Origin of the sequence: Lysinibacillus antri, from assembly GCF_003977595.1 — a bacterium.
GTDB lineage: Bacteria > Bacillota > Bacilli > Bacillales_A > Planococcaceae > Ureibacillus > Ureibacillus antri.
In genome coordinates this window covers 18,792-28,848 of sequence record NZ_RYYR01000038.1, presented here as the reverse complement: position 1 = coordinate 28,848, position 10,057 = coordinate 18,792, and the positions used below count along the sequence as shown (strand labels likewise).

The window sequence follows — 10,057 nt, the reverse complement described above, 5'->3', positions numbered from 1 at the left end:
TATTAGCTCCGGTTTCCCGGAGTTATCCCCAACTATAGGGCAGGTTGCCCACGTGTTACTCACCCGTCCGCCGCTAACCTTTAGGAGCAAGCTCCCAAAGATCCGCTCGACTTGCATGTATTAGGCACGCCGCCAGCGTTCGTCCTGAGCCAGGATCAAACTCTCCATAAAAGAGAACTTGATAAAGCTCAAATTCTTTGCTGGCATCAATTATGATGTCCAAATTTTGTTTCTCAACTTAATGAGAAACTTTATTTCATTAACGTTTTGTTGTTCAGTTTTCAAAGTTCATTTATCGCTCATTCAAGCGACAACTTTTATATCCTATCAAATAACGATTATGTTTGTCAATATTTATTTTTAAGATTTTTTAACACTGTCACGACGACAGGAATTTTATTATATCAAAATACCTGTTAACTTGTCAAACACTTTGAAAAACTACTTATTTCTTAGCTTTTCTTCAATGCATATCGTTTTGCGACAGTTACATAATATTATCAACTTAATAAAAATAAGTCAACAAAAATTATTGAAAAAATTATAACTTCATCTCTCTTCCTATTAATAGCAAAAACAAAAAAGAACAGATCGCTCCTACCATTTAGGTCCATTCTGTTCTTCTTATTCGCTTTATCTCCAAATGTGCCACCAAGATTTCTTTTTTCTTTTTGCGGCTTCTGCAGCTGCGGTTGCCTCTTTTGCCGCTTCAATCAGTTGTCGTTTTGTTTCCATTGATTCTCTCATCGCCGCCACTAATTTTTGATCACGGGCTTCGATGCTATTTTTAATGTATTGATCTTGTTTTTGAAGTTGTTCAGCGAGTTGTTTATTGAATTCCATTTGTTGTTGTTGAAACTCAAATTGTTTTTGTTGGAAATCTATTTGCTCTTGTTTATAAGCGGTGAATTCTTCTAAAAGCTTATGATAATCAGAAATGGCTGGGGCTGATATATCCGTTATATCAGCTATATCCGTTGTATCGGACGCGTCCGCCATGTCCACCTCTAGCACAGCTTTTACCGCTTGCTCTAACGTTAAGGTACTCGCGTTTTTTAAATCTACAATTTGCTTCATCACGTCCACATCTCTTTTATAAAAGATACGATGGCCCACAGAATTTTTGCTAAATTCATACTGATACTTTTGCATTAACGTGCAGTATTTTCGGAGTGTACTCTCTTGGACACCTAAAATTTTGCTTACCGTTGCATTTTCAAATATTAACTCTTCGCCCACTGTTGTATCCGTTATAACGGCTATATCAGACATAACAATCACCTCTTACTACATACAATTCGAAAAAAATGAGGGCATTCCTTTAAAAATCGTTCTACAAATACAGACAAAGAATTGTCTAATTAAGGGAAATTATTGCGAATCATCACGAATACTTCTGTTTTTCAAAAAATAAGATGTATGAAAATACAACATTGATCCATACTATTTAAGATTTCACTTCCAATCCAAATGACTAGGAGGGTTAACCCGATGAGTGCGATTGATCGTTAGCTCGGAAGGACCATCGAAATGCCAATATTGCTTAGGCAAAGTGAGGCAATGTGTCATGGAGGATCAAAAGTAAGTGCAATCAAACCCGGAATAATTTCCGGGTTTTTATTTTTCATGATATATCCGCTATAGCAGGTATATCATGGTCATTATTTTGAGCGAAGACCCACTTCTTTGATTTCTACCTCCGCAACTACGTCCACTGCTAATTCCTGATACGCTTCTCTCCATTTTTCGGCCGTTTCAATGTGTTGATCCCAATATGTGCGTAAGTCTCCTCGCACATATTCGCCAAACCCGAATATATCGGATTTTTTCTCTTGCGTTTCTTTAATTAAGACTTCGTATTGTTCTTCAATTAATTCTTCTGCTGACTTTTCAATTTTTTTGATAGCATCATGGGTATCAACGGCCACATTTTGTTTCTCCACAATATTTCCGATCACCTTTAACTTCACCTGCACATGGGGGCGTCCGTCTTTTAACGACACATGGATGTTCGATTTTCGATAGGTGGATTGAAGCATGACTGATTCATTTTCAGACAACTTCACCAGCGCTTTTGAACCTCCTGGATTTTGTTCGGTGATGCCATTAAAATAAGCAATTTGATACGGCTCGATATGCCCAACCATTTTCATGCCGCGAAAATAAGCGAGCCCACTAATTTGGATATGTTCTTCATCCTTCACTGTAATGAAAGGCAAGTAGCCATCCTGCCCGTTGCTCTCAAGATTTGACCAAAATTGACCGATTTTATCTTTTGGGAATTTCCCCATTTTGATGGCATTATCCAACATTCCACTTAAGTAGAGGGTCGGGACTCGTTCTAATTTAGGTGCAACTCGTAACGTTTCTTCTGCCTTTTTTCCGTTTACCAATAACCACGTATCCCGACGAATCTCTGGATGTCGTTTGATAAAATCCGAAATCTCCCGAATGCCTTTTTCCGCTACTTCCCTTGAAAGAATAATAATTTTTAATTGGCCCAAAAAGAGTGTGGAGCCCAATTGCTGTTGGAGGTTACTCATGGCATCGTCCATCGTATGCCCAACTGCGGCCACCACCAAAACGGTATCTTTTGACTTACTACCGCCCCCCTGTGATGGACCCAATGGAATTTGACCTGGCACCGCAAGTTGGGCCGTAATTTTAACCATGCCAATTTCAGACGTTGGCATATCGTCCACATCTGGATGATTGATAGGGTCATCTGAGCTCTCCTTTTCCTGTAAATCAATGGATAAACCTAAAACCATTGCCCGTTCTTCAATTTCCAATCGATCCCAACAACCCGCTATCAGGAATGCTAAGCCAACGAGGACGAGACACTTCATCGCATGCTTCATTTGGACATATTTCCTTTCCTTCGAATTAAAGCAATCAAAAGTAAGAAAAGCGGATACCCCATCGTTAGAATTAATCCTATTTTCCCTATCTGTTCGATCAATTCGAACAAGTGAAAAATATTTTGTGGATACATGGCGGCCCCCAACACAAAGGGCAATGCCAAGTAAGACAGTACCCGATGACTTTTCAAATTAAATAGTTGACTACCTGTATAAATCACAATCAAGTAACCTGATAAAATCGTGGTAAAGGTAGATAACACCCAAACTCCTAAAAATAAAATATCAAGTCGTTCTAGTAATTCAAGCGGTAATTGAATCATCCTTGTTAACACATACAGCGGCCATAGTGGGGATTTGGTCTCCATGTAGCCAAATACTCCGATCGTCACAAAGACCGTTAGTAAAATAACTACACCCGCGATCAGTCCACCGAGCAGACTCCCCCGAATGGCATGTTTAGCATTTTGGGTGTGGGGCGTTAACACCGTCAATAGGAAAATCCCGATCGGCACAAAGGGTAAAGCGGCCACGGTGACCCCTCCTTGGACAAAATCTGAAAAAGTTGTTCCATTCCCCAAAAACGGCTTCACATGGCGAACGTCTACTTCTGGTAAAGCGAGTACAATTAACGCCAGCAACGGCAGACATAATAATGGAAAATAAAAAAAGTGCATGTAAGCAATCGTGGTTATATCATTTCTCGTCGCAATGGCCACAAGAAACAACATTGTCCCCACTAACACAATAATCGGCGTATCTGGGTACAAAAACGAACTTAACATAAACGAAAACTCTCTTGTAATGAATCCAATTAAAACAATGAAAAAACAGAGGATGAACAACCCAAACAGAAACGACAACGGCTTGCCGATAATCTGTTTACTAAACTGCATCAAAGACGTTTTCGGAAAGCGGTACCCTAACAACGTCATGATTCCTATGCCAAACATCATCAACCCTAAACCAATGACCGTAACCAATATCGCACCTGAATTGACATGCTCACTTGCAATGCGTGGCAATCTCAAAATAGAGATGCCGACCATACTGTTGAAGATGGCCATCATCGTTTGACTAGCGGTAATTTGTCTTGGCTCTCTCATTCGTTCTCCTCTTTCGTCCCTAAGTGTTGTTCCGGGCCTAATGGGTTAGTGGTTGGATATTCTTTCGGGTTGTTGATGCGTTTGCTATTTTTTACGAACAGTTCTTCTGGTCGGTCAATTAGCCAACGTAATGGCGCTCGGATAAACGAATCGCGCATGCCGCCCCAATTCATCGGACTCATTGGGCTTAAATACGGCACCCCAAAGGAACGGAGCGATAACAGATGATTCATGACGAGAATTAACCCTAAAATCAAGCCATACAATCCAAGAACCCCTGTCATGAAAATCAAAAAGAACCGCAGCATCCGAAAACCAGTGGCCATACTATAGGCAGGTGTCGCAAAGGAGCCAATCGTTGTAATCGCAATCACGACTACCGTAATCGGACTAACAAACCCTGCCATAACAGCGGCTTGCCCTACTACGAGCACCCCCACAATCGATAAGGCGCCCCCCACTTGTTTGGGCATTCGCACTGTGGCTTCTCGCAAGATTTCCATCGCTGCCTCCATCAGAAAGACTTCAACCACCGCCGGAAACGGAACCCCCGCCCGACCACTCGTAATCGCAACCGAAAAAGCTGTTGGGATAAGTTCCGGGTGATACGAAATAACAGCGACATATGTAGAAGGTGTAATAAGAGAAAAGATAATGGAAATGAGGCGCGTCATTCGGATAATGGACATCACATTCGTTCGTTCATTGTAATCTTCCGAAGACTGATAAAACATGATGAACGTAGCCGGGACAATTAAAGCAAAAGGCGATCCATCCACCATGATCACAACTCGTCCCTCTAATAAATTCCCAACCGCTACATCAGGTCGCTCGGTATTTTTCACTTGTGGGAATGGCGATCGGGGATTATCCTGAATAAATTGTTCCAAGTACCCCGAATCAAGTACACGGTCAATGTCAATTCGTTCCAGTCGTTTTTCCACATCTTCTACAAGCGATGGATTGGCAATGTCGTCCATATAAAAAAGACCCACCGTCGATTTCGTGATCCGCCCGATTTGCATAGTTTTAACCCGAAATTGCGGGACAGGCATTCGGTCACGAAGAAGAGAAATGTTCGTTTCGAGCGATTCAATAAACCCATCTCGCGGACCACGGATAACTTGCTCGGTTTCGGGTTGGGCAATCGACCGTTTTTCAATCATTTTCGTGTTGATGAGAATGCCTTCTTGGATCCCGTCAATGAGTAACACGGTGTTTCCTCGTAATAGCCCATTCACCACATCGGCTAATTGAGTAGCTTGTTGCACGTCCGCATGATACAGCGTTTGTCGCATAATGACTTCCTTTAAGTCTGCTTCTAAACTACTTTCATGGGCATTCATTAATAGTGGTTTAATAATCTCTTCACTAATACCCTTTTTATCCACCAAACTACTGAAATATATGATAGTAGCGGGGACTTTTCCGAAAATGACTAGCTCCCGTGTCACAAAATCCGCTTCTTCTTGAAAAACTTGTTGGATTTGTTGAATGGCTTTTGGATGGTCTGTTTCAATTTTTTCATCCTTCACTACCGTTTGACGGATTGTTTCACCACTTGTATTGTTCGCTTGTTGAGTAGCTAGGTTCTTTTTTAATCGCTTCCATATGGGCACTTTCCTTCCTCCTTTCATGGTTTGCGTAAAGCGTACAGGGCTTTTAGTATGCCAATAGCGAACTTTTACATACATGGAAATAAAAAAGAAAGATGCCCTCCAAAAAAATGGGCATCCTTCTTTATCCTTCTATTCGTCTCACATCGGAGAAGCATCGATCTGCTGCTTCATCCAAAACTTTTTCTACTAAAAAAATCACGTCTTCTGGAATGTCCATCCCATCCCAATGAAATCCCCGTTTTAAACATACTTCTCTAAATTTTAAATTTAAACATTTTTCACTCGTTGGCGTATCCGTGAGTCCAAGAATATAATCAACGGAAACACCATACAGGTTAGCAAAGCTTTTTAGTTTCTCGATCGGTGGTTGGCGGTGTCTCGATTCATACGATGCATAACTCGACTTTTTGATTCCGACAAACTTCCCGACTTGTTCCATGGTATAGCCATGCTGTAATCGTAACTTTCGCAACCGTTCATCGTACACGTTTCATATTTCCTCCTTATGTTTGTTCCTTAAAAACAAACATGTAACAGATGGCTTGTTGGTCGTATTGTCCTTTTATTTTACGCCGAATTTCGTATTTTAAGCGTTCAACGTAAACTTCGCGCTTTACAATCCAATAGATTCGAAATCCGATAAATCGCATCTTGGTATTCTGCTACTTTTCGTTTCACTAACTGAATCTCGCTATCGGTAGGTCGCCTCTTTTTTCTTTGATACATTGCAAACGTGCCGATGATCGTATCACCGCGATAAAAAGGGATGGACCATAACGAATGGAACCCACAGTCTTGCATTAATCCTTTTTCATGAACAATCTCGTCCACTGAATCCACATACACAAAATCCTTTTGGGCGACAGCTCTTCCACAAACCATTTCATGAACTACCTGCTGCTCATTGACTTGATAGAAAAAATCAAAATAATGCAGCGGGATATTTGGAGCCGCCCCATGGTAGATTTTTTGTTCATCGTTTGCATAGAATAATAGAGTCGCACAACCGGTTGGTATAACTTGTTCTAAATCCAAACAGAGCTTCCCTAATTTCATTTTTGCCTCAATGACCCGAAATTCTTCTTCGCTAATATAACTGTGAATTAGCGCTTCTAAATGCACACGAATGTTATCTTCCTTTTTCGCAAGTAACGGGTTCACCTGCGACAGAAAATCCCTTATCTTTTTATTCGCCATATACTGTTTCATGTACACAACAAGATTTTGAATCTTTTCCATCGTACCCCCTAAAAAAACGTTTATGTGGAAATTATACCCAATGTTTAATGTGTTTAATCACGAGTGAATGACATTCTGCAATAAGGTAAGAAGCGCTTTGTTAACAGGTTTTTCTTCGTGATATAACGGATATATCACTGCTTAGAATTACATTGTGGTATAGTAGTAAGGTACTTGTCACTCAAAGAGCAAAAAAACCGAAGCGAAATTTCGCTTCGGTTTTTTAGTTAATAGTATGGTGAAATTAATAAATAAACTAATACACCCGTCAAACTAACATACAACCAAATTGGCATTGTCCAACGCGCGATTTTTCGGTGCTTTTCTACTTTCATATTTAAGCCTCTACCAAGCGTCACTAACGCAAGCGGCACAATCAATGCAGCTAGTACAATGTGTGTAAGCAGGATGAAATAATAAATATACTTCAACACGCCATCTCCACCATAGCTTGTCGACTCAGCTAACGAGTGATACGTTAAATAAGAGACGCAGAATAAAAAAGTTGAGACAAATGCAGCAATGATGAAGTTACGATGCAGTTTAATGTTTTTCTTTTTAATCATCATTAACGCAATAGCCAAAAAGACAAAAGTGAAGCTATTCAAGATCGCATTCAATAACGGCAATACCGTTAACTCAATGCCCATTATTGTGCCGTCTGTGCTTTTTGGCAATAAATACGTTCCAAAAATAACGCCAATAATCACTATGGATAAAACCCAAATCAGCGGATTGTAATTACGCTGCTTCACATTATTAAAATCACTACTCATACGTTTCCAACTCCTTAAGATGCCTTTCAGTAAGCATAAAAAAAATAATTGGAAAGAGCAATATAAAGGGAGTGGGTTTCCTTTAAAAACGGAAAATGTCATCCTTTCGACAAACTTTATCCTACTTACAACAGGAACAGAATCGAACTAATCTTGCTTTTTAAATAAGAATTTCTTTTATAATTATAATAAAAGAAAAATTTTATTGAGGTGAGAAAATGGCGATAAAAGCGCTTAATCATTTTTTATTTTCAGTTTCTGATTTAGAAAATTCTATTGCGTTTTATGAACATGTATTTGATGCTAAATTATTAGTGAAGGGAAGGAAAACGGCTTACTTCGATGTAAACGGAATGTGGTTTGCGCTCAATGAAGAAAAAGACATACCTCGCAATGAAATACACCAATCTTACACACATATTGCATTTTCAATTAAAGAAGAAGATTTTGATAAAATGTACGAAAAGTTAGAGAAATTAAATGTAAATATCTTGTCAGGTCGCCCAAGAGATGAAAAAGATAAAAAGTCAATCTATTTTACGGACCTAGATGGGCATAAATTTGAATTTCATACGGGTACATTACATGATCGATTAGATTACTATAAACAAGAGAAAACACATATGGAGTTTTTCGATTAAAAGGATTCCTTATTCAACAAACACATTTCTTTAAACAGCGATCTTACCGACAAAACGCGGATATTGATTTCAACCTAAAAAAGTCGCATTCCTGTACGATAAGGATCCGACTTTTTAATTTGGCTTGTGAAACTAATGCGTTTAAAAATAAATTATTATACGAGAACATAACAATAATAGCTTGAGGCTTCGACTTCTATATAAAATCTAATTCAACCTTATTGGTTTATGGAACCCATTTTTCATTTAATTACCGAAAAGTCTTTCTCGCCTTCATAAATTGGCAACTCAAGGGCTGTCACATTTCGTACAGAGGCTCGTTTCAACGACTTCATACACGCCACAAGAAACTCAATTTTCGATGCGTCGCCTTGAAATTCACCTTCCACACTGCCATCTTCTAAGTTTTTTACCCAGCCCGTTAAGTTCAATCGTTCAGCTAAATGAAAGACTTCCAAGCGAAAGCCGACTTTTTGGACCTTTCCAGAAAAAATAATACGTTTTCTGATTTGCGTACTTGCTGGAAAAGTAGGGATTTTAAATGAATTTGCATGCCAAATAATATAGCCATCTCGTAACTTTTTTAAAGCCTTCATTTGCTCACTCCTGTTTTTCATATTTCCATGTTATAACCGCTATAACGCCGTCAATTAGGGGAAAAATTATTTTCCATTCCCAATTGTCACCATTTCACATCTCCATTAAACTAAAACAAAATACAATCTTTATCGCCTTTAATATATGGTTGTTACTGTTCCCAGATAACCGCTTAATTACCAATGAACTATATAGATCAGGTGCTATAACTGTTATAACACGTCTATTAAGATTCATTTTGCGTAAACAATAGTTTAATGCCAAACCCAATAAGCACAATCCCCGTTAACTTCTCCATATAATTTTGAACAGTCGGTGATAATAACCACTCACGAATGGTATATAAACAAAAGACATAACACACAAACCATAAAATGGATAAAATCGCATAACAACTTCCCATTAGGAAAAGCTGCATCATCGCATACTCTTTAACTGTGACAAACTGAGGTAGGAAGGTAATAAAAAATATCGCAACTTTTGGGTTTAACAGATTCGATAATAAACCCTCTTTAAAAGCAGAGCCCTGTTTAACCCCTTTTTCCTCTGATATAACTTCTTTTTCTTTTCGCACAAGGAAAGATTGAACCCCTAAATAAATTAAATAAATAGCCCCTATCCATTTTAAAATGCCAAATGCAATAGCTGATTGTAAGATTAATGCAGATAACCCTAATGTAGCGGCTACTGTATGACCTAAGGATCCTGTGGCAATCCCTAATGCCATCCATAAACCATCTTTCTTTCCATTAGCTAGTGTTCGTTTGGTTATTAACGCCGTATCTACCCCAGGACTCATCACAACAAATAATGTCATTAGAATAAACGTAAGCATCTATACCCCTCCCTATTTTGTTATTTATACCCCTAATAAAACCTGTAATATCACCCTAATCACAAATATCATAACGGCCATATCAACACACTGTATTTGATCTATCACCACCTGGCAGGGGCCGAGATGTTCCCCAAAGAGGGGGGCTGGGCTAAAGCCCTTCACGCCCCTAAAACATAATTAATACATTCTTTATCTATAATATTTTTTTAATCTTTAAAATAACTTCTTCATTAATTCTACTTGTCCATTCAATTTTATTCCATATATGCATAAATATAATAATTTTTTTGACATAGCATATAGTAAGCATACTCGTAGACTATAGCACGATATACTGCAAGATATGCTTGTGCTATATGCTAACCATATACCTTTAAAAT

10 protein-coding genes and 1 rRNA gene are annotated in these 10,057 nt (G+C 38.8%); 1 reads left to right on the top strand and 10 read right to left on the bottom strand.

The genetic code is table 11. The features are described 5' to 3' along the window. The 8 genes from EK386_RS18215 to EK386_RS18180 all read right to left on the bottom strand — a co-directional run. A 16S ribosomal RNA gene (locus EK386_RS18215) occupies positions 1-171 on the bottom strand; the annotation flags it as partial. 462 nt (positions 172-633) lie between these two features. Continuing rightward, positions 634-1,272: a DUF3967 domain-containing protein gene (locus EK386_RS18210; protein ID WP_126660605.1), complete on the bottom strand. Its 639-nt coding sequence runs from the start codon at positions 1,270-1,272 to the stop codon at positions 634-636. A 389-nt stretch (positions 1,273-1,661) separates the two neighbouring features. After that, positions 1,662-2,861 carry a Ger(x)C family spore germination protein gene (locus tag EK386_RS18205; protein ID WP_126660604.1) on the bottom strand — a complete coding sequence of 400 codons (1,200 nt, stop codon included), beginning with the start codon at positions 2,859-2,861 and terminating at the stop codon, positions 1,662-1,664. Beyond that, entirely contained in the window at positions 2,858-3,967 is a 1,110-nt protein-coding gene (locus EK386_RS18200; RefSeq protein WP_126660603.1) for a GerAB/ArcD/ProY family transporter, read from the bottom strand. The genes EK386_RS18205 and EK386_RS18200 overlap by 4 nt, the downstream gene beginning before the upstream one ends. Then, on the bottom strand, positions 3,964-5,586 hold the full coding sequence (locus EK386_RS18195; RefSeq protein ID WP_246027725.1) for a spore germination protein: 1,623 nt from the start codon (positions 5,584-5,586) through the stop codon (positions 3,964-3,966). The genes EK386_RS18200 and EK386_RS18195 overlap by 4 nt, the downstream gene beginning before the upstream one ends. Positions 5,587-5,707: 121 nt before the next feature. After that, positions 5,708-6,073, bottom strand: a complete 366-nt coding sequence (locus EK386_RS18190) for a helix-turn-helix domain-containing protein (protein WP_218939077.1) — start codon at positions 6,071-6,073, stop codon at positions 5,708-5,710. A gap of 107 nt (positions 6,074-6,180) precedes the next feature. Beyond that, positions 6,181-6,825: a GAF domain-containing protein gene (locus EK386_RS18185; RefSeq protein ID WP_126660601.1), complete on the bottom strand. Its 645-nt coding sequence runs from the start codon at positions 6,823-6,825 to the stop codon at positions 6,181-6,183. Between the two features lie 227 nt (positions 6,826-7,052). Then, positions 7,053-7,601 (bottom strand): DUF420 domain-containing protein, encoded by a 549-nt coding sequence (locus tag EK386_RS18180; RefSeq protein ID WP_126660600.1) that lies wholly within the window; start codon positions 7,599-7,601, stop codon positions 7,053-7,055. A 218-nt stretch (positions 7,602-7,819) separates the two neighbouring features. Between EK386_RS18180 and fosM the strand changes: the two genes are divergently transcribed. Then, on the top strand, positions 7,820-8,242 hold the full coding sequence (gene fosM / locus EK386_RS18175) for a FosM family fosfomycin resistance protein (protein WP_126660599.1): 423 nt from the start codon (positions 7,820-7,822) through the stop codon (positions 8,240-8,242). A gap of 242 nt (positions 8,243-8,484) precedes the next feature. Here the strand turns inward: fosM and EK386_RS18170 are convergent, their stop codons facing one another. Then, complete coding sequence (locus EK386_RS18170; RefSeq protein WP_126660598.1) at positions 8,485-8,838, bottom strand: acylphosphatase; 354 nt, start codon at positions 8,836-8,838, stop codon at positions 8,485-8,487. A gap of 227 nt (positions 8,839-9,065) precedes the next feature. Beyond that, complete coding sequence (locus tag EK386_RS18165; protein ID WP_126660597.1) at positions 9,066-9,674, bottom strand: LysE family translocator; 609 nt, start codon at positions 9,672-9,674, stop codon at positions 9,066-9,068. Between the last annotated feature and the right edge of the window lie 383 nt (positions 9,675-10,057).